The organism is Adhaeribacter pallidiroseus (assembly GCF_003340495.1).
Taxonomy (GTDB): Bacteria; Bacteroidota; Bacteroidia; order Cytophagales; family Hymenobacteraceae; genus Adhaeribacter; species Adhaeribacter pallidiroseus.
The window spans coordinates 136,280-162,856 of the sequence record NZ_QASA01000001.1; the positions used below are offsets into that span (position 1 = coordinate 136,280).

Annotated in this window: 24 protein-coding genes; 10 read left to right on the forward strand and 14 right to left on the reverse strand. The window is 43.0% G+C overall.

Going from position 1 to position 26,577, the window contains the following annotated elements:
* Window positions 1-54 precede the first annotated feature (54 nt).
* Complete coding sequence (locus AHMF7616_RS00490) at window positions 55-441, reverse strand: ArsR/SmtB family transcription factor (RefSeq protein ID WP_115371103.1); 387 nt, start codon at window positions 439-441, stop codon at window positions 55-57.
* 213 nt (window positions 442-654) lie between these two features.
* Here AHMF7616_RS00490 and AHMF7616_RS00495 point away from each other — a divergent pair, with 213 nt between their 5' ends.
* Together AHMF7616_RS00495 and AHMF7616_RS00500 are read left to right on the forward strand one after the other, a co-directional pair.
* Entirely contained in the window at window positions 655-1,353 is a 699-nt protein-coding gene (locus AHMF7616_RS00495; protein WP_115371104.1) for a carboxypeptidase-like regulatory domain-containing protein, read from the forward strand.
* Window positions 1,354-1,564: 211 nt separating this feature from the next.
* The gene (locus AHMF7616_RS00500) at window positions 1,565-3,154 is read left to right on the forward strand and encodes an NAD(P)/FAD-dependent oxidoreductase (protein ID WP_115371105.1); all 1,590 of its coding nucleotides are present in this window, start codon (window positions 1,565-1,567) and stop codon (window positions 3,152-3,154) included.
* 155 nt (window positions 3,155-3,309) lie between these two features.
* Here the strand turns inward: AHMF7616_RS00500 and AHMF7616_RS00505 are convergent, their stop codons facing one another.
* Complete coding sequence (locus AHMF7616_RS00505) at window positions 3,310-4,329, reverse strand: S41 family peptidase (protein WP_115371106.1); 1,020 nt, start codon at window positions 4,327-4,329, stop codon at window positions 3,310-3,312.
* A 411-nt stretch (window positions 4,330-4,740) separates the two neighbouring features.
* On the opposite strand from AHMF7616_RS00505, the gene AHMF7616_RS00510 reads away from it, so the two are divergent.
* On the forward strand, window positions 4,741-5,886 hold the full coding sequence (locus AHMF7616_RS00510; protein ID WP_115371107.1) for a trans-sulfuration enzyme family protein: 1,146 nt from the start codon (window positions 4,741-4,743) through the stop codon (window positions 5,884-5,886).
* A gap of 35 nt (window positions 5,887-5,921) precedes the next feature.
* Here AHMF7616_RS00510 and AHMF7616_RS00515 read toward each other — a convergent pair whose 3' ends face one another.
* Window positions 5,922-7,466, reverse strand: coding sequence for a glycosyltransferase family 39 protein (locus tag AHMF7616_RS00515; RefSeq protein ID WP_115371108.1), 1,545 nt, complete (start codon window positions 7,464-7,466; stop codon window positions 5,922-5,924).
* Window positions 7,467-7,591: 125 nt separating this feature from the next.
* Between AHMF7616_RS00515 and ispE the strand changes: the two genes are divergently transcribed.
* Window positions 7,592-8,404: a 4-(cytidine 5'-diphospho)-2-C-methyl-D-erythritol kinase gene (ispE, locus tag AHMF7616_RS00520; protein ID WP_115371109.1), complete on the forward strand. Its 813-nt coding sequence runs from the start codon at window positions 7,592-7,594 to the stop codon at window positions 8,402-8,404.
* Here ispE and AHMF7616_RS00525 read toward each other — a convergent pair.
* From AHMF7616_RS00525 to AHMF7616_RS00550, 6 genes are all read right to left on the reverse strand, one after another.
* Window positions 8,357-9,292, reverse strand: a complete 936-nt coding sequence (locus AHMF7616_RS00525; protein ID WP_115371110.1) for a DMT family transporter — start codon at window positions 9,290-9,292, stop codon at window positions 8,357-8,359. The two genes, ispE and AHMF7616_RS00525, sit on opposite strands and share 48 nt — an antisense overlap.
* Window positions 9,293-9,450: 158 nt before the next feature.
* Window positions 9,451-10,527 (reverse strand): LptF/LptG family permease, encoded by a 1,077-nt coding sequence (locus AHMF7616_RS00530; RefSeq protein ID WP_115371111.1) that lies wholly within the window; start codon window positions 10,525-10,527, stop codon window positions 9,451-9,453.
* Window positions 10,528-10,732: 205 nt separating this feature from the next.
* Entirely contained in the window at window positions 10,733-11,863 is a 1,131-nt protein-coding gene (tgt, locus tag AHMF7616_RS00535; RefSeq protein ID WP_115371112.1) for a tRNA guanosine(34) transglycosylase Tgt, read from the reverse strand.
* A 171-nt stretch (window positions 11,864-12,034) separates the two neighbouring features.
* Complete coding sequence (locus AHMF7616_RS00540) at window positions 12,035-12,646, reverse strand: non-canonical purine NTP diphosphatase (protein ID WP_115371113.1); 612 nt, start codon at window positions 12,644-12,646, stop codon at window positions 12,035-12,037.
* Window positions 12,647-12,668: 22 nt separating this feature from the next.
* A complete protein-coding gene (locus AHMF7616_RS00545) occupies window positions 12,669-13,352 on the reverse strand; it encodes an alpha/beta fold hydrolase (protein WP_115371114.1) in 684 nt (227 codons plus the stop codon).
* 3 nt (window positions 13,353-13,355) lie between these two features.
* Window positions 13,356-13,880, reverse strand: a complete 525-nt coding sequence (locus tag AHMF7616_RS00550) for a phosphoribosyltransferase family protein (RefSeq protein WP_115371115.1) — start codon at window positions 13,878-13,880, stop codon at window positions 13,356-13,358.
* A gap of 176 nt (window positions 13,881-14,056) precedes the next feature.
* Here AHMF7616_RS00550 and AHMF7616_RS00555 point away from each other — a divergent pair, with 176 nt between their 5' ends.
* The 6 genes from AHMF7616_RS00555 to AHMF7616_RS00580 all read left to right on the forward strand — a co-directional run bounded on the left by AHMF7616_RS00555 (window position 14,057) and on the right by AHMF7616_RS00580 (window position 18,948).
* Window positions 14,057-14,302, forward strand: coding sequence for a type B 50S ribosomal protein L31 (locus tag AHMF7616_RS00555; protein ID WP_115371116.1), 246 nt, complete (start codon window positions 14,057-14,059; stop codon window positions 14,300-14,302).
* 71 nt (window positions 14,303-14,373) lie between these two features.
* Entirely contained in the window at window positions 14,374-15,594 is a 1,221-nt protein-coding gene (locus AHMF7616_RS00560) for a GlmU family protein (protein WP_115371117.1), read from the forward strand.
* 148 nt (window positions 15,595-15,742) lie between these two features.
* Window positions 15,743-16,069, forward strand: a complete 327-nt coding sequence (locus AHMF7616_RS00565; protein ID WP_115371118.1) for a hypothetical protein — start codon at window positions 15,743-15,745, stop codon at window positions 16,067-16,069.
* A 120-nt stretch (window positions 16,070-16,189) separates the two neighbouring features.
* Window positions 16,190-17,317 carry a DNA polymerase III subunit gene (locus AHMF7616_RS00570; RefSeq protein WP_115371119.1) on the forward strand — a complete coding sequence of 376 codons (1,128 nt, stop codon included), beginning with the start codon at window positions 16,190-16,192 and terminating at the stop codon, window positions 17,315-17,317.
* Window positions 17,318-17,325: 8 nt separating this feature from the next.
* Complete coding sequence (gene hemC / locus AHMF7616_RS00575; RefSeq protein ID WP_115371120.1) at window positions 17,326-18,273, forward strand: hydroxymethylbilane synthase; 948 nt, start codon at window positions 17,326-17,328, stop codon at window positions 18,271-18,273.
* A gap of 12 nt (window positions 18,274-18,285) precedes the next feature.
* Window positions 18,286-18,948, forward strand: coding sequence for a peptidylprolyl isomerase (locus AHMF7616_RS00580; RefSeq protein ID WP_115371121.1), 663 nt, complete (start codon window positions 18,286-18,288; stop codon window positions 18,946-18,948).
* A 117-nt stretch (window positions 18,949-19,065) separates the two neighbouring features.
* Here the strand turns inward: AHMF7616_RS00580 and AHMF7616_RS00585 are convergent, their stop codons facing one another.
* The 5 genes from AHMF7616_RS00585 to AHMF7616_RS00605 form a co-directional block, all read right to left on the reverse strand.
* Window positions 19,066-19,410 (reverse strand): Rieske (2Fe-2S) protein, encoded by a 345-nt coding sequence (locus tag AHMF7616_RS00585; RefSeq protein ID WP_115371122.1) that lies wholly within the window; start codon window positions 19,408-19,410, stop codon window positions 19,066-19,068.
* Between the two features lie 60 nt (window positions 19,411-19,470).
* On the reverse strand, window positions 19,471-20,229 hold the full coding sequence (locus AHMF7616_RS00590; RefSeq protein WP_115371123.1) for a class I SAM-dependent methyltransferase: 759 nt from the start codon (window positions 20,227-20,229) through the stop codon (window positions 19,471-19,473).
* Between the two features lie 146 nt (window positions 20,230-20,375).
* Window positions 20,376-21,440 (reverse strand): DUF6588 family protein, encoded by a 1,065-nt coding sequence (locus tag AHMF7616_RS00595; RefSeq protein ID WP_115371124.1) that lies wholly within the window; start codon window positions 21,438-21,440, stop codon window positions 20,376-20,378.
* A 167-nt stretch (window positions 21,441-21,607) separates the two neighbouring features.
* The gene (gene priA, locus AHMF7616_RS00600; protein WP_233507222.1) at window positions 21,608-24,136 is read right to left on the reverse strand and encodes a replication restart helicase PriA; all 2,529 of its coding nucleotides are present in this window, start codon (window positions 24,134-24,136) and stop codon (window positions 21,608-21,610) included.
* A gap of 401 nt (window positions 24,137-24,537) precedes the next feature.
* Complete coding sequence (locus AHMF7616_RS00605; RefSeq protein ID WP_115371125.1) at window positions 24,538-26,565, reverse strand: thioredoxin domain-containing protein; 2,028 nt, start codon at window positions 26,563-26,565, stop codon at window positions 24,538-24,540.
* Between the last annotated feature and the right edge of the window lie 12 nt (window positions 26,566-26,577).

Sequence of the window (26,577 nt, forward strand, 5' to 3'; positions counted from 1 at the left end):
GAATTAAGTTAAATCTGTTTAGTAAGCAACCAGCGGTAGCTCTTTTGCATCTGTTTATTGTGGCATCCATTTACGGTTGTGTAGTTTGTTTACGGCTAATTCGCGGTTTGAGTATAAAACCTGATACGTTTCTTGATCTTTCAGTAACAATTCGTCTTTTTCCAGGTAATTATAGATGGTGTGCAGCAAATCAGCCGTTTCGTCGCGTATGTAATAAAATACCCAGTTATCGATGCGCTTAAACGCAACTAAACCCGAAAGTTTTAAATAAGACAAATGTCGGGAAGTTTTGGTTTGCGTAAAATCCAGAACCTGTTCTATATCCGAAATACACATTTCGGTATTTCGGTAAATCAGGTTTAAAATCCGGAGCCGTGATTCATCGCCTAAAGCTTTGAATACTTGTTCGCCAAAAGCTACGTTAAAATGTTTCAGCCGCATTTGCGTTAGTTAAGGAGTTTGTACGGGATAGATTAAAATATTTTTAAACATTTGCCTTTTTTTTAAAATAAAGTAGTACAACAAAATTAAACGGCAAATTGATTTTTAATAAAACCGTAAAGATTCTATATTTAATAAATGGCTTATTTAAAATAGAGTTGCTCGCTGAATACTTTCAGAAAAACAGTATAATTGTAAAGAATAAATGTAGATATGTTACTTAATCACCTTAATTATATACGGCTTTTTAACGGTACCGTAAAGCTGCTTTTTATTTGTTTCCTGTGTGGTGCCGGATTAATAATCCCGGAAAAAGCTTTTGCCCAAGGTAAATCAACGGTGGTGCAGTTATCAGGGGTGGTGGCTAGTGGCGATAGTTTGTACGGGGTACCCGGCGTTACGGTCTTTGTGCCCAAAGCAGGTCGCGGTACGGTAACCAACGAATATGGCTACTTCTCGATGCCCGTGCTGGCCGGCGACAGCGTGGTAGTACGGGCCCTGGGTTTTAAACACCTGACCGTAATGATTCCAAAAAATTACAATAAACAAAGTTACTCCGTAGTGCTGGAATTAAAAGAAGATGCCACCTTACTACCCGAAGTGCGCGTTTTCCCGTACCCCACGGAAGAATTATTTAAAAAAGCGTTTCTGGCTTTACGCGTACCCGACGAGCAAAAATCAGCGGCCGAAAAGAACCTGAACGAACAACTAATGGCCCGGATTTTTGATAATACCTCCATCGGACCCTCGGCTAATTTCCGCAACACCATGGATATGCAGCAGATGTATCTGAACAAGCAATCCATGCCCAACCAATACAACAACAACCCCTTACTTAATCCTTTTGCCTGGGGACAACTCATCAAACAAATTAAAAACGGCGACTTAAAACGTAAGTATAAAGACGATTAGGTTATAGGTTGCAAGTTACAGGTTGATAAAATTAGAACTTTGCGTCGTGTTATGTTCCCAGATAATCAATTTTTTAAATATTTTACCTTCTGCAAGACCTATCTTTCCGTGGATTAGCAATATTAAACGCTGGTAAGTAACAAGTTTTGGTAATTATCAGTTTATAACAAGGTTAGGTTTAACCTGATTATTCATTAAACTGTAATTTCCGATGAAAATTAATATACCTGTTACCGATCAACCGCGTGTAGTTATTATTGGCTGCGGCTTTGCGGGCTTGCGGCTCGCCAAAAATCTACGGCACGCCAACTTGCAAGTTGTACTCGTGGATCGCAATAATTACCACAACTTTCAACCGCTGTTATACCAGGTGGCTACTGGCGGCCTCGAAGCCGATTCCATTGCTTATCCGATCCGGAAAATATTTACCGGTCAACAAAACTTTTTCTTCCGGATGGCCGAAGTAACGGCTATTCACCCGGAAATCAACCAAGTGCAAACGACTATCGGCGACATTCGCTACGATTACCTGGTTATTTCGTCGGGCAGCGCTACCAATTTCTTCGGCAATAAGCAAATCGAAGAAAATGCCATGCAGATTAAGAGCATACCGAGCGCTTTAAATTTGCGCAGCTTAATTTTTCAGAATTTCGAAAAAGCTTTGCTGATGACCCGCGAAGACCAGCGCGACCCTTTAATGGATATTGTGGTGGTAGGCGGTGGCCCAACCGGGGTGGAGTTAAGCGGTACTTTAGCCGAAATGAAAAAGTACGTGCTGCCCAAAGATTATCCGGAGCTGGATCTAAAAATGATGGACATTTACCTGATGGAGGCCGGGCCTACTTTACTCAACGGCATGAGTAAAGAATCGCAGGAGAAAGCTTTAAATTACCTGAAAGATATGGGAGTACATGTACTACTCAGCTCTCCCGTAGAATCCTTCGAAAATAATGTAATTAAGTATGGTGGGGGTAAAACCATCAACGCTTCTACCATGATTTGGGCGGCCGGCGTTTTTGGCGCCAATATCCCCGGCTTAAATGAACCGGCAGTTGCCCGTAACAAACGGGTAAATGTAAACACTTGGAACCAGGTAATTGGTTACTCTAACATTTTTGCCATTGGCGATCTCGCCAATATGGAAACCAAGGATTTCCCGAAAGGACACCCCATGGTAGCACCCGTTGCGATCCAGCAGGCCGAGTTGCTCGCCGAAAATTTACCTAAAATAATGGCCGGACAAACCCCCCGCGAATTTGTGTACAAAAACAAAGGCGTTATGGCAACGGTTGGCCGTAACCGGGCGGTAGTAGATTTACCGAATTTTAAATTTGGCGGCTTCTTTGCCTGGCTGGTTTGGATGTTTGTGCATTTAATGACTTTGGTAGGATTCCGGAACAAACTGGTAACCTTTGTAGGTTGGGTCTGGAATTACTTTGCCTTCGATACCGCTTTGCGTTTAATTATCCGGCCGTATTTAAAAGAAACCCGCGATGGCAAACAGCAACAACCTTCACCACCGCAACCACCTGCCGCGCAGGGCGGTAATCCTGCGAAGCCCGAAGCGCCGCAACCGGCTATTCCCACGGTGCAAAATGATCAGAAGCAAACCGCCGAAGTATCGCAGCCCGCAGTGGCCACAGTTAAGCCAGAACTGACTGCTGCTCCGGTAAATGCAACGGCAACAACGGTGCAAAATACGTCAGGAGCTAATTCGCCGGAAAAAGTAACAACCGCCACCACCGGTAGCTTTAATCAGCCGGCACCCAATGCGGTTAAGATTCCGCCGGGCACTCCCTAAAAGATTATTGAATTTTAATACAAAAAGCCTTTCTATAAACCAGAAAGGCTTTTTTAATAGAGTAGAAGGACTAAAATTTAAAAATTGATTGGTTTGTTTCAATTTTAGATACGTTTAACCGGCACTTTAACTTACAAACATTTCTTAAGCTACTTTTATTTATTGCTTGAGTTCAGCCTTTGAACCAATAATTCTTGAGCTTTTTCTAATGCTTTTTCTGCAGGTACTTCATGATCCGGAATTACTCCAACGGCTTCCCAATTCGTATTAGTATGCTGGTTTACCAATCTTCCATACGGTACTGTCATTATATATTCCTTTGTAACTTTCATTTCTTTGTAGGTATGTGCCCCGCCAACGGTTTTTTCTCCAACAATTGTGGCTCTTTTGGCAGCTTGCAAAGAATAACAAAAAGCTTCACTGGCCGAGAATGTTTCCTTACTGGTTAGTATTAAAATTGGAATTTCCAGGAAACGATGCCCCTCTACATAAGGCAAAGTCCAGGATTGTTCTGTCGCCGCTGTACCACGAAAATGCCAGGTATATAAAAGCATATTGGGTGGTAGAAAATAGCTTAGTAATAGCGCTAAAGTATAGGAATTACCGCCGCCGCGACTTCTTAAATCAAGTATTAATCCATCAACATGCTTCAGAAAAATAGAACTAGCCATCATCACAGGGCCTGCCATTTCAGGTGATGTAAACTTCGATATTTTTAAATAACCGATATTGTTCTCCAAAACTTTGGCTTCTGGTAAACCGAAGTTGCTTTTTTTTCTTTCAGTAAAATCTTCTTTGTAAAGCTTTAAACTGTCTTGTTTGGTTTTTACTTGTTCTAACTCCTTCACCATGTTAGGGGAGTATAATATTCTTAAATGTTTGTCAAGCGTAACTTCTTGCATTAACAGCTGTAGTTCTTTACCAAAGGCTTTCGGGTCAGCTACTTTTTCAAAATCACCCGCTTTAAACTTTTCATTTAATAGCTTTTCAATTTTCTTTGCCTTGTTTGGGAAAAGATAATTATCATTAAGAATCTGAGACGCCGACTGTATAACACTATATTTTTTCGTATCGGTTAAATCAAAATTTAGCTGCTGACAAAATGCCGGATTCAAAACTAATACAAGGAACATAAAAACAATATGGCCGATATAGGCCTTATATGTAGTATCCATTTTTTTGACATTTTATGTTTGCAGAAACGATTGTATTCCAAATAATTAACGAGTATCTGTTAATATATTATATTATTCCTCTAAATGAAACCTACATGCATACTTCGTTTGATATTAACGCAATCTGGTGCGAGTCTTAGCGCAGCAAGACTGGAACTAAGTAGTTGGTCGTTATTAGTTGTTCGTTGTTCGATCTATAAATTATTGATAACTAAAACATTACCTTGAAATATCCTTACGTTTATTTTTGTCCCGATACTTAGTTATCTATTTGTTTTCTGTATCCAGAATAAAAGTTTCCTAAATCTGCTTTAAAGCAATAAAAGTGAAATACATCCTTTCAGCCCTTATTAAAGAATTTTGTTTTAATTTGAATCGGAGTACATTTACCCCGAAGCAAAACGAGTATTTATGTCGGCTAACGAACACGCCCCTATCAAACCCAAAATAACCCCTATTTACCAGACTTCTGTTTTTACCTTTGCTGATTTAAACGAACTGGAACTGTACTTCGACCAGCCGGGGCAACATTACATGTACAGCCGCTTTGGTAATCCTAATTCGGATGAGTTAGCAGCCGAAGTAAACAAACTGGAAAAAGGGGACGGGGCGGTGGTAACTTCGTCGGGTATGTCGGCGATTTTAACGGCGGTGCTTACTTTTTGCCAGGCCGGCGATCATATGCTCTGCGCTGAGGAAATTTACGGTGGTTCGGCTACTTTACTTAACCAAGAGTTACAACGTTTAGGTATTACCGTAACTTTTGTGCCTACCGAGCACACCTACAATTTAGCTTCTTACGTGCAAGAAAATACCAAAGCCATTCTGGCCGAAACCTTTAGTAATCCGCTCTTAACCGTACTGGATATTGCCCGTTTGGCAGCGCTTTGCCAGCAACACCAAATTAAATTAATTATTGATAATACTTTTGCCTCACCCGTAATAACCCGTCCCTTAGACTTAGGCGCTGATCTAGTGATGCACAGCGTTACTAAATATTTAGCCGGTCACAGCGATGTTACGGCCGGGGTAATTGTGGCCAAGGGTGAAGAAGCGGCTAAACGGATTAAACAAATCGTGATGTACTACGGGCTAAACTTAAGTCCGTTTGATTCGTGGTTGGCGACCCGGGGTTTGAAAACGTTGCGCCTGCGCATCAAACAACACAGCGCTAATGCTCAGGAAATCGCCATTTTTTTAAGCCAGCATCCTAAAGTACGCCGGGTTTATTACCCCGGCCTCGCGGACCATCCGCAGCATGAACTGGCCCAGCAACAAGGTAAAGGTTTGTTCGGAGGAATGTTATCTTTTCAAATCAGCGATGAACTGGAGAAAGTAAATGCCTTCATGCAGGCTTTGCCCCATATTCCATTTGCCCCGTCTTTGGCCGGCGTTACCACTTCCATCTCGCATCCGCTTCGTACTTCGCACCGTTCTTTTAGCCCCGAAAAGCAGGAAAAACTAGGCATTACGCTCGGCCTGATTCGCCTATCGGTGGGAGTAGAAGAAGCAGAAGATTTAATTCAGGAGCTGGATACAGCATTAGCGGCCATCTAAAATTTTAAAAAATGAGCTAATTTTTAAATTTTTAGCTATTCTATCCCGAATTTCCGGCGTTCAGCTGTTATCTCGGCGTTCCAGTACTGCAATAAAGCCTGATCCGGTTCCCGCAGAATACTCACCTGCGTTTCCGATTCGCGGTACAAGGGGTTATTAAGCCGGCCAACAATTTGAGCCGATTTAAAGTGCGGTAATAAGTCGGTGGGCGCTTCATCACTTACCAAAATTACAATCTTAGGATTTACCCGGGCGGGGCTCCACAAAGAGTAACTGGCATTGGTACTGTGCGCACGGGGTAATTGGTACTTGGCGTTGTAATAGTTTACCGCACCCGCTTCGCCGTAATTATCGCACCAGATGATAGTTTCGGCTCGCTCCGCCGCTGGAATTTGGGCATAAGCTTTCCGGACTAAAGTAGCCATTTCTTCCCAGCCCAGCATGTCGGCGTAATCTTGCGGCAGTAAGTGGTCCTGACCGTCTTCCCAACGCAAAACTCCCGTTGCTTTAAACTTCTGGCAATAACGAGTAGTAGCTTCCGGTGATAAAACCGGTAATAGCATGGGAATTAAAGGAGCTACTAAGAATGAAGGTAAAACCAATAATAGGGGTCGCAAATAGGGTAAGTGCTTATTAATGAGTACCCTTTCCCAGGTTATCCCGCCAAAGGCCATTAGTACCGGATAAAGACCCAGGGCGTAATAACTTTTGCCGTGTAATATTAAAAAAATACCGATTACCACCAGATAAATCCAGCCAATTGCCCGGTAAGGTTTAGTCCATTGGGCCAGAAACAAAGCTATTAAACCTGCTATCCAAACAAAAGCCGCCGGTAAATTGAGTAACAGTTGGTCTACCAGAAAGTCGGAAGGCTTTACCAAATCGAGTTGCGTAGCTTTTAGCTCCTGCATATGCTGGAAAAACGGAAACTGATGCTGCCATTGCCAGATGAGATTTGGGAGAAAAACTACTGTTCCAATTAACAAAGCCAGGTAAAAGGCTGGTTTCAGGAACATAAAGCGGTACCGCGAAATAGCAATTACCGGGAGTGCTGCCGCCAGAAAAAAGATAACGGAGTATTTGTTTAATAATCCTACCCCGACAAAAAAGCCTAATAAGTACAGGTATTTGTTTTTAGGATGTTGTATGTAACTAATCAGTAAATAAAAATAAACCGTCCAGCATAAAAACTCCAGGGCATTAGGTTGAAATAAAATATTAATCCGGAGGTAAGCTGATGCTAGAAAACCAACACCCGCCAGCGCCAACGCAAACCAACTACCTTGCAGGCGTTTAACAGTTAAGCCAATTACCCACATGGTTAAAGCCCCGAAAATAGCGGGCCAAAAACGCACCAGGTACCAATGGTTCCCAAGCGCCTTTGTAATCCAGGCTTGGATAGACAAAGCCGGCGGGACTTCCAGAAATCCCCAGGCTAAATGATTGGCTTCATCCAGGTATAAGTATTCATCACGCTGAAACTCGTAAGCCGGATGCACGGAAGCATAAGAAAGCGCAAATTTAGTAAGCACCAGTATTAATAAAATAATCTGAAAACGGGAGTTGTTGTTTGGAGCCATATTGGAAGCTTAGCTTGCGGCTCAATATCTGCATTTTATATGTAATTTTTAAAAAATTATCCGGCCGGGTTTCCTAAGGTTTAAACCGGGAGAAAGTTTAGTAAATTGCCCGCAAAAATTTCATAATGATTGCTTTCCCCAACGCTAAAATAAACATTGGTTTACGGGTTACCGGGTTGCGGTCCGATGGATTCCGGAATTTAGAGTCGTGCTTTTATCCGGTAAACTGGTGCGATGCACTGGAGATTATACTGGCCCAAACAACTCAGTTTACTTCTTCGGGATTGGATATACCGGGCGATTCCATTAATAATCTTTGTTTAAAAGCCTATAAACTGCTGCAACAGGATTTTGATTTACAACCCGTGCACATTCATCTGCACAAAAACATTCCTATCGGAGCAGGTATGGGAGGTGGTTCCGCGGATGCGGCTTTTACTTTAAAGTTATTGAATGATCTGTTTGAGTTAAAAATAGCAGTGCCGGAATTAGAAAATTACGCCCGAAAGCTAGGGAGCGATTGCGCTTTTTTTATTCAGAATAAGCCGGTATTTGCGATTGAGAAAGGCGATGTTTTTGAACCCTTAGCCATAGATCTGACCAACTACAAAGTAGTAGTGATTTATCCGGATTTACACATTACCACCGCCGAAGCTTACCAAACCGTAGTGCCCCAAGTTCCCGCCGAAAATTTAAAAAAACTACTGCAACAACCGCTAGCTACCTGGAAAGACCACGTGCAAAATGATTTTGAGAAGGCTTTATTTTTAAAATACCCGGTTTTACCGCAGCTAAAAGAATATTTGTACCAAGCCGGAGCGCTGTATGCTTCCATGACGGGCTCCGGGTCGGCGGTATTTGGGATTTTTTCGCCGGATTTTACCGGACCATTACTCGTGCCCAACGCCACCTATGCCGTTTGGCAGGGTAGTTTGTAGCTGGCGGCTTTCGTAACGCCGGTCCAGGAACGGATGAATAAACACGCTAAACAAAATAATAAGCGCTCCTAAATAAAACCCCGTGGACATGTGCTCGCTTTCACCAAAGATAAAGTAGGCAAATACAATTCCGTAGACCGGCTCCAGATTAATGCTCAGGTTCATGTTAAAAATGGGAATCCGTTGCATGAGCCGCACCGAGCCCGTAAATGGATAAACCGTGCAGACCAAGGCTAAGGTAAACAAGTAAACCCAATCCATAGCGGTTAAAACCAAAAGTAAGGTATTATCCGGACTGAGGAAAAGCAGGTAAAAAGGCATAAACAATGCCGTGCCCAGGCAAGCGCCTACCATCTCGTAGCAGGTAATATTAATCGGCGAGTAGGTGCGGGTTAACCGGCTATTAATTATCGAAAAAGCAGCCCCCAGCATAGCCGAACCTACGCCCATTAAAATGCCCAGAGCATGATCAAATTCAAATTGAAAAATCAAATACAAACCAAAAAATATCAGCAGCGCCAAGCCAATTTCGTGGGGTTTAATTTTTTTCCGGAAAAACAAAGGCTCCAGGATCGCCGTCCATAAACTGCTGGTAGCCATGCCGGCTAAACAAATACTCACCGAAGAAACCCGGGCCGAAGCAAAAAATAACATCCAGTGTGCCGCGATCATCATACCTACCCCGATTATTTTAATAATCGGTTTACGACCAATGCGGTACGATTTACCGGTAAACTTGATAATTATGGCTAAAGCCGCTGCCGCAATCAAAGTTCGGAGAAATACCAGTTCTACTGCCGGAATCGAAATCAACTTGCCCAGGATGGCCGTGAATCCCCACACGAATACAATAAAATGCAGTTCTAAATAATGCCGGAATGAAGCCATAGATTAGTCCATAGTCCACGGTCCACAGACCACAGATAGAATTGTCTGATTGTTGAATTGTTAAATTGTTTTTAGTTTGAAATTAACCGGCCAGAAAAGTTAAACGTAGAACTTTACAACTTTCAACTTTCCAACTTTTTAACCTTACAACCTTCCAACTACCTTGGTACCGTTTTGTACAAAATAATACCAATGCCGGTAAAGATAATGGAAGGAATCCAGGAAGCCAGAAAAGGACTTACGTCGCCGACTTGCGCGAGACTTCGGCTAAGAATAACGAATATAATAAAGATAAAAGCTAATGTAAAGCCTAAGGCTACCTGTAGACCAATACCCCCACGGCGTTTGCGCGAGCTCAGAATTACACCAATTACCGTTAGAATAATAATGGCAAAAGGATAACTAAATCGCTCGTACTTTTCAATCAGATAAGTTTCGGTATCATCGGCACCCCGCATTATTTTTTGTTTGATAAATTTATTTAACTCCGGCAAAGTAAGGGTTTCGGCTAAGCGGTAAGTACTGGCAAAATCTTTTGGTAACAAGTTTAAAGTAGTATCCAGCGGGCCGTATTGTTTGGTTATTTCTTTATCACCTTCGAACTTGCGAAGGATGTAATTATCCAGGTGCCACTTATTCTTTTTCTCGTCCCAGGTAATGGCGTCGGAGGTAAGTTTAGCTTTTAGTTCGGCGTCTTTAATGGTTTCGAGCGTAAATTTATAGCCAATGTTGGCGGTGTTATTATAACTTTCGATGTAAGCGTACGATTCCGGATTTAATTTAAAATGTATGTTGCGGCCTTCGAAGGTGTATGGTTTTTTAATGTATTTTACTTCAAAAGCTACCCGGGTTTTGTTGGAATTCGGAATAACCCAGCCGATCATGGCAAAAGTAAAAGCCCCAATTACAATGGCGCCCATAATATAAGGCCACAACATGCGCTTAAAACTTACCCCGCTACTCAAAATAGCCACAATTTCGGTACGCCCGGCCAATTTAGCCGTTACAAATACGGTGGCAATAAACACCGTAATGGGGCTGAGCATGTTGGAGTAGAAAGGAATCAGGTTTAAATAATAATCGAAAATAATAGACTTAAACGGCGGGTTCGTTTCTAAAAAATCGTCGTTTTTCTCCGTAAAATCGATGACGCAAATAATTATCACCAAAATCAGCACCACAAACACGAAAGTGCTCAGGTACTTCTGGAGAATATATTTATCAAGTAATTTCATGTTGTGGTTACAAGTTGCAGGTTACAGGTTGCAAGTTGGTTAAAAGTTGAAAGGTTAGAAAGTTGCAAAGTTAGAAGGTTGGAAAGTTTTGCGTTATACGTAGTACGTTAAGTTTTTTACCTATCAGCCATTTAACATGAAAAACCATTCAACAATCCAACAATTTAACAATTTTATCCGTGGACTATCGACCATGGACTGTGGACTATAATCTTACCATTAAATCTTTTACCATTTTGTCTTTCCAGGTCCGGAAAGTGCCGGCCAGAATTTGCTTGCGGGCTTGCTTTACCAGCCACAAATAAAACGTTAAGTTATGCACGCTCGAGATTTGCGCTCCCAGCATTTCGCCGCTGTGTACCAGGTGGCGTAAATAGGCTTTGGAGTAAAACGTACTGGCATAACCGCCTAGTGTTTCATCAATCGGCGAAAAATCGTTTTTCCACTTTTCGTTGCGGATATTAATAATGCCTTGGGTAGTAAATAACATGCCGTTGCGGGCGTTACGGGTTGGTAACACACAATCAAACATATCTACGCCTAAAGCAATATTTTCCAGAATATTAGCCGGAGTGCCCACGCCCATTAAATACCGCGGCTTATCGGCAGGTAAAATATCGCACACCAGTTCGGTCATTTCGTACATCATCTCGGCGGGTTCGCCCACCGATAAACCGCCAATAGCATTACCGGCCCGGTTAAACGACGCAATGGTTTCGGCGGATTTAACGCGTAAATCTTTGTAAGTGCTGCCCTGCACAATCGGGAAAAGATTTTGCTCGTAACCGTATTTACTTTCGGTGGCATCAAAGCGGTCGCAGCAACGCTGCAACCAACGGTGGGTCATGTCCATGGATTTGCGGGCGTAATTATACTCGCAAGGGTAGGGGGTACACTCGTCAAAAGCCATGATAATATCGGCGCCAATGGTCCGCTGAATATCCATCACGTTTTCCGGCGAAAAGAAATGCGTCGAACCATCGATGTGCGATTTAAACTTTACGCCTTCTTCTACAATTTTGCGGGTACCCGATAAAGAATACACCTGGTAGCCGCCGCTATCAGTTAATATAGGTTTATCCCAGCCATTAAAACGGTGCAAGCCACCCGCCTGCTCCAGGGTTTGTAACCCAGGACGCAAGTATAAATGGTAGGTATTCCCTAAAATTATCTGCGCTTGAATATCGTCTCTTATTTCGCGTTGGTGCACGGCTTTTACGGTGCCCGCGGTGCCTACCGGCATAAATATGGGGGTTTGAATAAGACCATGGTCGGTGGTGAGCGTACCAGCCCGGGCTTTGGTTTCTTTATCGTGAGCAGTTAAAGTAAATAACATTCTTTTTAGTCCATAGTCGATGGTCCACGGACCACGGCTTTTTAGTTGAATTGTTGGATTGTTGGATTGTTGAATGGTTGATTATTGCTAAAAGCTGAAAATGCTAAAGTTTTTCGTTAAACCCAGTACATTCAACTTTTCAACCTTAAAACCTTTCAACCTTCAAACTAATTATAGTCTTTCACCGAGCGGTTTCGGATCAGTTAAAGCGGTATGCAGATACTCCACGAGTTGCTGAACGGCCCGGCCCCGGTGGCTGATTTTGTTTTTTTCACCTGAATTTAGTTCTGCAAAGGTTTGGGTATATCCTTCCGGAATAAATACAGGATCGTAGCCAAAGCCTTGGTCTCCTTGCGGTTCTTCCGCAATCTTACCCTGTACCGTACCATCAAATTGAAACAGGTTGTTGTCCAGAATTAAGGTAATGGAAGTGCGAAACTGCGCGGTGCGGTTTTCTTTGCCGCTTAAGTTTTGCAACAGTAAGTTGATGTTATCTTGGCTGCTTCGTTGCGGGCCCGCATACCGGGCCGAGTACACGCCGGGTTCCATGTTGAGGGCTAAAACTTCTAAACCAGTATCGTCGGCAAAACAATTTACGCCGTATTTTTGCCAAACATATTCGGCTTTCTGGCGCGAGTTGCCTTCTAATGTAGTTTGTTCTTCGGGTAGTTCTTCGTGGCAGCCAATATCGGCCAAGCTTTTAACCGCGTATTGATCACCCAGGATTTCCCGGATTTCGGCAAGTTTATGCGCACTGTTACTGGCAAAGCAAATTGAGAGCATAGTTTTACAATTTTTTAAATTTTTACTCCGGATAAAAGATCTGGTTGGCCGCTTGCGTAATTAATCGGCTAATTTCGAGGGCCGCACTAAAAATAACGAGGTGCCCGCCGGAATAAACTACCGCCGGATCTTTGATGTAAGGTAACGGAAATATTTTATCCTGATTGCTGTGTACGTGTAATAAACCGGGTACTTGATCCTGACTTTGCCAATTAACAATGGCGGTTAAGGCCCATTTAACAAACGCTACATCGGTATCCTGAATAATTTCGCGCAGCATTTTCTTTTCCGTAAAGGTTGTTGCGCCGAAGATCCAGTGATACAGCCAAGGTAATTTCTTCGCCCAGTGCAGCGGCAGGTAATGGTGTAGATTTAGCTTACCTAGAATCTGCAAATAATGGGGCAGCTCCTGGCTGGTTTTAATACTGGAAATTAATATAGTACGGGCAACCGGCCGTATTTTACTAATTTCCACCGCTAGCATACCCCCGAAAGAAACGCCTACTAGCACAATCGGCTGGTGGTGTTCCGGAATTTGCGCGGCCATTCGTTGCGCGTACGCTGCCAAAGACTCGTTTTTACGCGGGGGTAGCCAGGTTAATACTGATTTTTTAAATTTATGACTATCTAGTTGTACCAACTGGTACATGCGGGCATCGGCTCCTAAACCCGGGATAAAATAGATGGCTGGTAAAGTAGCTGGCAAACGTTATATTAAATAAGCTCCGTACGACTCTTCGTGCAGCACCACCCGGATGTGCTCCAGCAAAGTAGTAGCCAGCGATAAACCGGTGTAAGTAACCGTGATAGGATATAAAGTATTATTCCGATTAATAAGCGTAGCGGTTTCTACCTTTTTTACTTCGGCTTTTAAAAATAAAGGCAAGCTGTACGCCATGGTTTTACCGGAATTCAGCACATCATCCACCAAAATAACAACTTGGTTTTCTAAGTTCAAGCTATCGGGTTCCAGTACAATGGGCTGGTTTAACGGACGCACTTTATCCAGGGTTATGCCTAATAAATGAATGGTTAGCGGGGAAATTTGCCGTAGCTCGGCCGCCAAAAGTTCCGCCAACTGGTACCCGTTTTCGTGAATACCGGCCAAGTACAGTACTTCTTCTGCAAAGTTTTTCTCGTAAATTTCATAAGCCATCCGCTTAATCTTTTGCATAATTTCCTGGCGGGTAAGAATGCAGGAACTAGGGCTAAAACTCACTGGTTCGGTAAACATAGGCAATTATTTTAACGAGTTCAGGCACAAAAATACAGAAGGAACTATTCGGAAACACTAATTATTAATAATTTATAGAAAAATTAATACCCCAAATAGGTAATATTTCTCCAAAAATTTTGTAATTTTGCATCCTGATTTTTGAAACTAGTTATTATATAAACATATAAGTACCAATGAAAAAAGATATTCATCCCACCTACAGAGAAGTAGTGTTTCAGGATACATCCAGCGATTTTAAATTTGTTACCCGCTCTACCATGACATCCAACGAAACGATTACCATGGAAGATGGTAAGACTTACCCAGTGATTAAGGTAGAGGTTTCTTCTGCTTCGCACCCTTTCTACACCGGTAAAAACATTTTCGTGGATACTGCTGGTCGCGTTGAAAAATTCCAGAAGCGTTACGCCAAAAAATAAGGAGTTTATCCTTTTTAATTTTAATAGAGTCTTCCGGAGTAAAGTCGGGAAGACTTTTTTATTTTTGCCTTATGAATATTATTCTTTTTGACGATAAACTCATTCGTCCGAATTTATTGCCGCTTACTTTTACCCGCCCGGTAGCGGACATCCGGGTAGGGATTTTAACCATTGCCGAAAAATGGCAAAAGTTTACGGGCCAGCCGGTTTCGTACTTAACGCAGCCTTATCTTCAAAAAAAATACCTCTACGATCCGGAATTAACCGCTAATCTGTACGTAAACGGGGCCGTTTGCCCGGATGCGGAATTACTGAAAACGCTGAAGAAGCTAAAGCCCGGCAAAGCACTTTTTTTAAATGATGTTCTTTTGGCCTACAACGCCAATGAACAAATTTTCGAATCGCTGGCCGAATTTTATAACTTTAGTAACGCTATTCCAAAAACCTACTCCGGCCTAGCCACGGTTATTCAGGAAGTCTGGGAAATATTTACCCGCAATGGGGAGCAAATTAGAACTGACTTTGCATTAATTACCAAAGGTCGGCAAAGTTGCCCCATTACTGATCCGCATACCGTAGTCTATGCTCCCGAAAGCATTTTCCTGGAAGAAGGCGTAAAGCTACGGGCAGTAGTATTGAACGCCGAAAGTGGCCCGATTTACTTAGGTAAAAATAGCGAAGTGCAAGAGGGAGCCGTTATTCGCGGTTCATTTGCGCTCGGCGAAGGCAGTATGCTTAATATGGGCGCTAAAATGCGGGGCGATATAACCATAGGGCCATTTTGTAAAGTAGGAGGTGAAATAAGTAATTCGGTAATCTTTGGTAACTCTAACAAAAGCCACGATGGGTTTTTAGGTAACTCGGTACTGGGCGAATGGGTGAATTTGGGTGCCGATACGAATACTTCTAACATGAAAAATAATTATGCCGATGTAAAACTCTGGAACTACGCCAAGAATGGTATGAAGAATACTGGTTTGCAGTTTTGCGGTTCTATTATGGGCGATCATACCAAATGTGGCATTAACACCATGCTCAATACCGGCACCGTTACCGGCGTAAGCGCTAATGTATTTGGGGCCGGTTACCCACGTAATTTTATCCCGTCGTTTACCTGGGGCGGAGCACCCGGTATGGAAACTTACCAATTACCTAAATTTTTTGAATCAGCAGCCCGGGCCATGGAGCGCCGCAACCGAGTGTTAGACGAAGTGGAAAAAGGAATATTAAGTAACGTGTACGAACAAACCAAAGGCGATCGCCCCTGGGAAAGAAAGGTAGTGCTTGAGTAATGAGTAAAAGATTGTAAGAGGAGTTTTCTTTATATTTTTTAAAAATTTATAGGTTTAGCAGGTAAAAGGTGCTTTTAAAAGGTACAATCTCCTGAGCAGTTTTTCGTTTATCGGTACGTACTTTTATCTGCTTTAAGAATCTGCCGGCATGCAAGCAAACAGTATTATTTTAATGGTGGTATTTAGCCTCTGTGGTATTCTGCTGGGCCTAATTGGGCATCATATCCGGAAAAAGCAAGCGATTGAATCTATTATGTTGCCCGGTTTGGTTTTACGAAACGTGAAAGATAAAAAAGCCCTGGCTACCTTTGTGGGCAACAATCTGAGCAGTATGGGATTTATCAGTTTGCTGATTGGCGGCAGTATTCTATTGTTACCTACCGTTAAAATGATTGTACTTCTGATGTTCCTGGTGGCGCTGATTGCCATTTGCATCCGGCTGATTGTAGGGTTACGTAAATTTAAAAGTTCATAATCCCCAATCCACAAATTTTAATTCAACACCTATTATTAACAAGAGGAAGTGTTTTCTTCCGTGGACTATGAACCACAGCCTATAGACTAATAACTGTCTGTGGCCTAACAACTAAACTGCATGTTTTTTTCTGAAATACAAGGACACGACGAAACCAAACGCTTATTGCTCAACTCGGTGCAGAACAAGCACGTCGCGCACGCGCAATTGTTTCTGGGCCCCGAAGGTAGCGCCAATCTGGCTTTAGCGTTGGCCTATGCCACTTACCTGAACTGCGAAAACCAGCAAGCCACGGATGCCTGCGGTACGTGTGCGAGTTGCGTGAAGATTAACAAGTTAATTCATCCGGATGTAAATTTTGTAATGCCGGTAACTACTACCAAATCGCAACCCAAAGATCCTTTAAGTCAAAAGTTTTTAACGGAATGGCGGGAGTTTGTGCTGGCGGCTCCTTACCAGACGCTAAACGATTGGATGCAGTTTATCGGTGCCGAGAACAAACAAGGTAACATCTCGAAAGACGAAAGCCGCCAATTAGTAAAGTTTGCTTCTTTAAAAGCGTTTGAGGCAGAATTTAAAATAATTTTAATTTGGTTACCCGAGCTCATGCACCCGGCGGCCGCCAATGCTTTGCTGAAGTTGTTGGAAGAACCGCCCGCTAATACTATTTTTTTGCTGGTGGCGAATAACCCGGATAAGTTGTTGGCCACTATTTTATCGCGCACCCAACTGGTAAAAGTACGCGCCTTCACGGACCAGGAAGTAATTGCTTACCTTACGCAAAAAAACTTAACCGACGAAACCGGCGCGCAGCAAATTGCTTTGTTAGCCGAAGGTAATTTACAGGCGGCCGTGCAGTTAAGCACCAAAAGAACGAACGATTATTTTGCTTTTTTTGTGCAATGGATGCGGCATTGTTACGCCAACAAATTCGGCGAAGTGGTAGAATTAAGCGAAGAATTTCAAAAAATGGGTCGCGAAAACCAGAAGAATTTTTTGCATTATGCTTTAAGCAGCTTGCGCAAAGTTCTGCTTTACGGCATCGATACGCAATTAATTTCGTTTATACCCGCGGCCGAAGCGGATTTTGTTGGTAAATTCTCGAAAATTGTGCGGGAAGCCAACGTGCCGTATTTAACCGAAGAACTGAACCAGGCGCATTACCATATTGAGCGCAATGCTAATCCCAAAATGGTGTTTATTGATTCTTCCATTCAGATAGCGCGCTATTTAAAATTACAAAATTAAAATACTGCATGTCCGAACAACCCGGAAATATTATTCGCATTGCTACTCGCGGGAGTCGACTGGCCCTCTGGCAAACCCACCACGTGGCCGAGAAACTGCGTGCCGCCAATTTTACTGTGGAGATAGAAATAATTCAGACCAAGGGCGATTTGGTACTGGATCGGTCGCTAGATAAAATCGGCGCCAAAGGCGTTTTTACCGAAGAATTGGAAGAAAGCCTACGTAACGGCGTAGTGGATATTGCGGTACACAGTGCTAAAGATTTACAATCTACTTTACCCGACGATCTGGAGATTCTGGCTTTTATGGAGCGGGAGAAAGTAAACGATGTGGTTATTTCCTTTGACTCTACGTTTACCCTCGATCGCGAACAAATCGTGGTAGGTACTTCGTCCACACGCCGACGGGCTTTATTGAAGCGTTATTACCCGGAAATTATTACGGCCGAGTGCCGGGGTAACCTGCAAACCCGTTTACAAAAGTTAAAAGATGGGCAGTACGATGCCATTTTACTGGCGTACGCGGGAGTTTTCCGGATGCAATACAGCCATTTGATCACCGAAATTTTACCCGAAGATAAATTTGTACCGGCCGCTGGGCAAGGTAGTATTGCCATTGAGTGTGCCAAAAACTTGCCGTTGGCTAAAAAGCTGGCGCTTCGTAATTGCCTCGATCATGAAGTTACGCATATTTGTTTAACCGCCGAACGGGCCTTTCTGCGGACGATGGAAGGCGGTTGCAGCATTCCGTCGTTTGCCTTAGCTACCTTGCACGGTGCGCACGTAGAAATAACCGGCGGTATTGTGAGTTTAGATGGCCAGCAAATGATTACCGATACTTTACAGGCGGCGCCCCACGAAGCCGATGCGTTGGGCGTGCGTTTAGCGGAAAACATTCTGGCTATGGGCGGCGATCAAATTTTAAATTTTATTAAAGCAGAACGTTCTTCCATTTGATATTTTCCTTTTATGCCACAACAAAATCACAATCTAACTATTGGTTCTTTAAACTTAAAATTATTCCTTTTTCTACTGCTCTTTGGGTTAAGCCTTACGGAGAGCTTCGCCAAAAAGAAATCCAAAAAAGATACGCTTGTTACTATTTCCACGCAATTTGGGGATATGGTAGTAGTGCTTTACGACGAAACGCCCCAGCACAAAGCCAATTTTTTAAAATTAGTTAAAGAAGGTTTTTACAACAACACTACTTTTCACCGCATCATCGACGATTTTATGATTCAGGGAGGCGATAAAAACTCCAAGGACGAAGATAAAACCAACGATGGGGCCGGCGATATCGGTTACCAGATTCCCGCTGAATTTAATCCGCAGCTAAAACATGTACGCGGGGCTTTGGCGGCGGCCCGTCAAGGCGATTATGTTAATCCGCAACGCCAATCGAGCGGTTCGCAGTTTTACATTGTGGAGAACCACCAAGGCACCCCGCACCTTAATAATCAATATACGGTATTTGGTCAGGTAATTAGTGGCTTAGACGTGATCGACAAGATTGCCGAACAACCGAAAGATGCGCGCGACCGGCCGGTTACGGATATTCGAATGACGGTAAAAGCCGAAAAGCTGAAGAAGAAGAAAATTACAAAAAAATACGGTTACGCTTACCCGGTTTAAAAATACTGCTTTTCAAAGCCTAACCTTTGGGAAGAACTACTCGGTAATAAGCAGAATAGTTGTTACAGGGAAAATCTGGTAGCCTGGGTCTGTGTCCGCACAGCCTTTTTGATTTCTTTATAACTGCAAGTAAACCCCATCGGGTTGCACCTCTATCTTGTACGTTTTTAAACGGTTGGTGCGGTTATTACATTCCTGCCCATTTTCCAGCGAAAAGCGGTAACTATGCCAGGGGCATACTACTTCGTTTAGGTAATTAGTAGTGCCTTTACTTAACGATTCGCCTAGATGCGGGCAAACATCCGATACCGCAAATATACCCGCGCGGTTGCGCACCAAGCAAATTGCATCCGCCCGGCCTGCCACCCATAGTTTTTGGGGCTTTCCTAAAGGAAGCGCTTTTTCGGCCTCCAGAAAAGAATCAAACAATTTATGTGGCGTAGAAGAGGTGGGTTCGGGCATAAATCAATAGGATAATTTTCGCAGAATACCCGTAATTCGGGGCAATTGATCCGGGGTATTTTAATTTTTTTTAAAAATCAGGATGTGCTGTAAGGGTAAAATATTTTGATTTTCTACGAATTTCAAGCCAATACCCGTAACTTCTTTTACGGCTTGTTTCTCCGACATGCGGTGCAAAGCTTTAATCGGCACGTACGGATCTTCGGCTTTGTACTCTACTAATACCAGGCGGCCACCCGGTTTTAAGGCATTTTTTATTCCCAGCAACATCTCGTGCGGATACGAAAATTCGTGGTAAGCATCTACCAGCAATACTACATCCACGCTGTCGGTGGGTAAGTTCGGATCTTGTAAAGACCCCAGAATAGGTTCTACATTAAAGGCGTTTTTTAAAATGCGATTATCCATCAGCATATTCAGGAATTCTTGCTGCACATCTACTGCCAGTACTTTACCCTGCGGTACCAACGGACTTATGCGAAACGTGAAATAACCACTGCCTGCCCCAATATCGGCTACTACATCAGTGGGCTTTAGCTGTAAAGCTTGCAGCAGTAAATCGGTGCGTTCTTCTTTTTCGCGTTCGGCGCGTTCGAGCCAACTAGCTTCGGTATGGCCCATGGTATAAGCAATCTGGCGCCCGCGGTAGTACTTGCCAATGCCGTTGGGGTCGATGGGCTTTTTATAAACGTATAATGAGTCGGGCTTAACAGTAGTAGCATTAGTAGTAGCACTGCTATCGTATTTACAACCCGAGGCACACCAAAAAATTAAAAAAATGATGATAGCTTGGCCTGTCCATTGTGTTGGGTGCGTCATGTGTTTCCGTTCTGAACTTAACTTCGTACTTGTTAAGTAGAACGCAAAAGACAAGCGTTAAGATATAAGAATATATAAGCTGTTATTTTATAGGGGTAGTTTAGCTTATTATAGGGGTAGTTTAGCTTAATTTTAAAAGTAAGCTTTTAGTTATAGCCTAAACCAATGCCAGCCGAAACAGTGGGGTATTTGGCCCAGGTTCCTTCGGCGTTCAAAGTGAAAATAGCTAATTTTAAGCGAAAGCCGCCGGTAATTCCTAACTGGGTATAATCAGTAATAAAATTTACCGGATCGGTAACATTCTGCACTTGACGCGTATAAGGCGGCTGTTCCCGCAAAACGGTTATTGGATAGTTGCCCAGCATGCCCGTAGTTGTTGAGGCACTGCTGTAACTAAAACTCGCGTATCCGGTAATTACCGAAATAGTTTTAGAGGCTACTAATTGGCCTATGAAGGCTTTCGTATCAAAGATAATTCTTTGGTTAGTATAATCGGCTGGGTTTGGGTTAACCACTCCACTCTGGGGATTTACTTCTAGCTGATAACTCGAGCGGAAAGAAGAATACGCTGCGGCCGCCGTAATGTCAAATGGTAAATCGGCTATACCTGGAATCCATTGGCGAATGCTGTGTTTTAAGCCAACGCCCCATAAATCCACATTAAAATCACCAGCTTTGCTTTTAGGTATAAACCGAACCATTAACTCCGTTTCTTTTACTAAACCAACGGTGACCTGAGCCATGGGAATAGGAGCGATACCAGTGCCAATGCCTTCGGGCGTGTTAAAAGAGGTAACTTGTTCTTCTTGCTTGGTGTCGGGGCGGGTAGCGTACACGTTTAACAATGGGCCAGGCGAATCGTCTCCGAAAACCGTAGGGGCTAATTTGCTACTGCCAGGCGCTAAACGTACGTTCGAATTTAAACCAATGGTACTTACATCAAATGTCCGGTCTTTTTCCGGCACAAAAGCCGCATTGGCAAATACCCGTATTTCAAAGCGCCCCGGTTTAAAAGCTTTGCCTGTGGTTATCCAGCCGGTATTGATATCGGTACCAAAAGCTTTACTTAAGGGTTGGCTGTACGCTTTGGCTAATAACTCGGCATTGGTTATACCGCTTTTAATTATTTCTGCCGTTTCGTTCTGGGCCCTTACTGTTTTTACTGTTCCACATAAACCAATAAGTAAAATAAGAGTAAAAGATTTTTTCATTTCTGATTTTATAAATAAAGTCCTAAATTAAAGTAGTTTAAAATTTGACTAGAGTAGCAAGAAACGCTTTAAACTAGACTAATAGTACAAATTGCAAACTTGATGGCTTAGTTCCGGAAATAAAAACAATTTGATAAAGAGGAATGGAGATGGTATAAAAAATGACCTTAAACCGGATCCACATCCACTACCACCCGAATATTTCGGAAATCCTTGTTAAATTTTATTTGGTTAATGGCATCTGCTATTACCAGTTTGGCCGATTTTAAACTGGTATGTTCGCGGTCGAGTTTAATATGAATTTCGCTGAGGAAGTAGTTGCGAATTTTAAAAATATAAGGCACCTCCGGACCCAGAACCTGATTGTTCGGCAAACGATCGGTAAATTCTTTAGCTAATAGGGCAGCGGCTTGTTCGTTTAATTTTTCGTCCACGTGTTTTACGGTAACTTTTATTACCCGCATAAACGGCGGGAAATTAAATTTGCGGCGTTCCTGAATTTCGTGTTCGTACAAAGCCATGTAATCGTTTTCCATTACTTTCTGGAAAATACCTTGCGAGGGATTACCCGTTTGAATAATTACTAAGCCTTTTTTACCTTTCCGGCCGGCCCGGCCGCTTACCTGCACAAACATCTGATAAGCCCGTTCGTGCGCCCGGTAATCGGGATAATTAATAATACTGTCGGCGTTTATGATGCCCACTAAACTTACATTTTCGAAGTCCAGGCCTTTGGTTACCATTTGGGTACCCACCAGCACGTTGGTGTTATTGGCTTCAAAATCCGCGATAATTTGCTGGTAGCTGTTTTTACTGCGCGTAGTGTCCAGATCCATGCGCTGGATGTTGGCTTCGGGCAGTAAAAGTTTAAGTTCGTCCTCTATTTTTTCGGTGCCAAATCCTACAGTTTTAATCATAGCGGAGCCGCACGCCGGGCATTCATGGGGCATGGTTTCGTGGTAGCCGCAGTAATGGCAGCGTAGTTCGCGGTTGTATTTATGATAGGAGAGACTCACCGCGCAGTTTTTACATTTCGGAATCCAGTCGCAGTCGTGGCAGTTAATGTAGGGCGCGTAGCCGCGGCGGTTCTGAAACAAGATTACCTGTTCTTCCTTTTTTAATTTTGACTCAATCATAGCCAGCAATTTCTGCGAAAAGTGGCTGTGCATGGTTTTCTTCTGGCTCTCGCGACGGGTATCCACCAATTCAATATCCGGTAAACCTGCCTGACCGAACCGCTTGTTCATGGTAACTAAGCCCCAGCGTCCGGTTTTAGCGTTATAGTAGGTTTCTACGGCTGGCGTAGCGGAACCGAGCAAGGTTTTACATTTGTGGTAGGTGGCGAGCATTAAGGCTACTTCGCGGGCATTATACCTAGGAGCCGGTTCGTATTGCTTGTAAGACGATTCGTGTTCTTCGTCCACGATTATCAGCGACAAGTTATAGAAAGGTAAGAATATCGCGGATCGTACGCCAATTACCACCGAAAACCGACCTGAGAGAATGCCGTTCCAAACCTCTACCCGCTCGTTGTCGGAGAATTTGGAATGGTAAACACCTAAACGATTACCAAAAACTTTAATTAAACGGGTTACAATTTGGGCCGTGAGCGCTATTTCGGGCAGCAGGTACAAAACCTGGCCGCCGCCCTCCATGGCTTTTTTGATCAGATCAATATAAACTTCGGTTTTACCACTTCCCGTAATCCCGTGCAATAATACAATGTCCTTGCTGCCGAATAAATTTAAAATTTCGTCGCGGGCCGCTATTTGATGTTCTGATAAATTAAAAGCGGGTATAGGTTTCGTATCATCAACCGGGAACCGCGATACAATGGTCTCAAACTGCTCCAGAATGCCTTTTTTAATTAAAGCATTAATAGATGACAGCGACAAATGCGGATTGGAAGTCAGGATGTTTTTATCTACTCCTTTTTCGTTTAAGTGTACGTTCTGGTGCACCGGTACTTTTTGCAAATAATGCAGCACCACATCCAATTGTTTTGGCCGAACGGCTAGCTGGTTCATTAACTCCTCCAGCATTTCGGCTTCATGGACGAAATTAGGGGATAACCGCAGTTTCTTAACTACTTTAGGGGTGTACTTATCGGCAATTTCTTCAAAAATAATAATAACTTCTTTTTGAATCAGAGACTTAATAATTTTATGAAAATGATTGATTTGTAATAAATTACCAACTTCGGTAAAGGTTAAAGTTTTGTTTTGGCCTAAAGCAAAAACAATTTTTTCTTCGGCAGGGGAGAGCGGATAAACCGGATATTCTGCATTAAACTGCGGGTGTAATTGGATGCGCGATTCGCTGCTCAATTTTAAAGCCGATGGTAAAGCCGCATTTATTACTTCGCCGATGGTACACATGTAGTATTCGGCAATCCAGTTGAAAATTTTTAATTGTTGCGGCGTAACTACGGGCTTTTCATCGATAATTTCCAGAATGTACTTGGCCTGGTAACCGGCTGGCGGCGTTTCGTGTACATCGGCCACAATACAGCTTAAAATTTTCTTCGCGCCAAACTGTACAATTACCCGGGTGCCCACAAAAATATCGTCGTTCATATCAAAGGGCACGCGATACGTGTATAATTTAGGCAACGGCAAAGGCAAAATTACATCAGCAAATAAAGTTATTCGCTCGGTGGCCTGGTCAGAAGATTGAAATAATAAAGGCTGGCTCAACAGTACTCTGGTTTAAAACGCTGAAGAAATTTCAGCTCTAGCAAAGGTCGCAAGAACCCGAATCTTTCCCAAACAGTTGAGCTAGTTGGAAGGTTTTAAAGTTGGAAGGTTGGAAAGTTTTAAAGTACGAACGCCGATTTAGTAATTACCTTAATTTATTGCTGGTGCGAATAGTAGATAGAAAGAATTTTTAAATTTTTCTTAATTTTATTACTCTAAAATTTGTTTTCATATCTACAAGAATGAATTTTAAAATTTTAAGAATCAGACTTGCCTGCATTTTAAATTAAGTTATTTGAATGCGCCCGGCTGGAGGCCTATCAAATAAGTAGCCACGAGCGAAGACACTCACGCCAGCATCATTTTTTTGATTTTTGGTAAATTCTCAACCTTCTAACTTTTCAACTAATACTATCTAATTGTTCCAAAGCTTCGCTTAAAGTATGTACCGGTAACTGGCAGGTTTTATTGTAACAGATGTAGATGGTTGTTTCTTCACCAATGGCAAAACGATCGGTGAGTAGGGGTAAGGTGCTTTCGGTTTTGGTTCCTGTAAAAATAGCGTTCGGAAGATAAAAGTCGGCAAAGGATTGCCTAACGGCTTGAGCTTCCGGACCCACAATGGCTATTTCGGCGGTGGGTTTTAATTTGTAATAATAAACAGTAGCCCAATTAGCTAAGTGCGAAGGTTGTTTTACCAGCAGCTCTTTCACCTGGCTCAGCATGGCATCCGATATATCGGCGTATTTGGGCCGGTCGAAATGTAATGCTAAGAACAAAAGGTTTAAAGCCATCACGGAGTTAGATGCCGGTATTACATTATCCATTATCTCTTTCTTGCGGGCGATTAGTTGTTCCCCTTCTTTATCAGTATAAAAGAATAAGTTTTCTTTTTCATCGAAGAAGTTGCTCAGCGTATACTTGGCTAGTTGGTGCGCTTCGTTCAGCCAGATTTCATCAAAAGTTACTTCGTAGAGCCGGAGAAATGCCTGGATCAGGAGCGCGTAATCTTCCAGGAAAGCATCAATGGTGGCCTTACCATTTTTGTAATTACGAAACAGCTTTGGGCCATTTTTTAAATTTTGTCTTAAGAAGCTTGCGTTTTGTAAAGCTAATTTTAAAAATCTTTCTTCCTGAAAAACGTGGTAAGCATCGGATAGGCCTTTTAACATTAAAGCATTCCAGGAAGTTAGAATTTTATCATCCAGACCGGGGCGAACACGTTTTGCACGGGCTTGCATAACTTTTTCTTTCCAGCCTTTTATTAGTTCTTTTAAAACCAATACCTCTAATTGATGTTCGGCGGCAAAAGCTTCATCGGTTTGCCGGCGGTGCAATATGTTTTGGTTGTGTTCCCAGTTGCCTTCGGCCCGAATGTTATAGTACGCCGAAAACAAAGGTTCTTCGGTGCCGATTATTTCTTGTAATTCTTCTTTCGTGAAAACGTAAAACTTACCTTCCTCACCTTCGCTATCGGCATCCAATGACGAGTAAAAGCCGCCTTCCGGGCTCATGAGTTCGCGCTCTACAAAAGCTATGGTTTCGTAAACTACCTCCTGGTACAATGGATTTTTAGTTACCTGGTAAGCTTCGGCGTATAAACTTACTAACTGGCCATTGTCGTAAAGCATTTTTTCAAAATGCGGCACCAGCCATTCGCTATCCGTGGAGTACCGGGCGAAACCGCCACCGGCCTGGTCGTAAATACCGCCAAAGGCCATTTCGCGGAGCGTTACGTTTACGTGTTCCAGCGCAGTGGTTTGGTTGCTGTATTGGTGGTAGCGTAATAAAAATAAGTAATTTACCGGCATCGGGAATTTAGGCGCTTGGCCCATACCGCCGCGTTCTTTTTCGAAACGAAGGCTTAAGTTGTGGTATATTAATCGAAAATCCTGGTCGGTAAATTCAGAATTTACTTGTTGAATGCCGTATTTTTTTAAATCAGAAGTGTTGAGATGCTCCGCAAACTGCTCCGCCGATTGGTCTAATTCTTCGCGGTTCTCGCGGTAAGCTTTGGCTATGTTTTGCAACATCTGCGACCAGTTTTGCGGCGGGAAATAAGTGCCCCCGTAGAAAGGTTTTGCCTCCGGATTTAAAAAAACGTTTAACGGCCAGCCGCCTTGTAAACCCATAGCGTGTACGGCATCCATGTAAATCTGATCCACGTCCGGGCGTTCCTCCCGATCTACTTTAATGCATACAAAATGCTCGTTCATTAACTGAGCAATGCCTTCGTGCTCGAACGATTGGTGTTCCATCACGTGGCACCAATGGCAAGCGGCATAACCAATGCTCACGATAATCGGCTTTTGTTCCGATCGGGCTTTTTGCAACGCTTCTTCGCCCCACGGATACCAATCAACGGGATTATAGGCGTGTTGTAACAGGTACGGGCTAGATTCGTGGAGCAGGCGATTGGCTTTTTTCATAGTTAAAGGTAT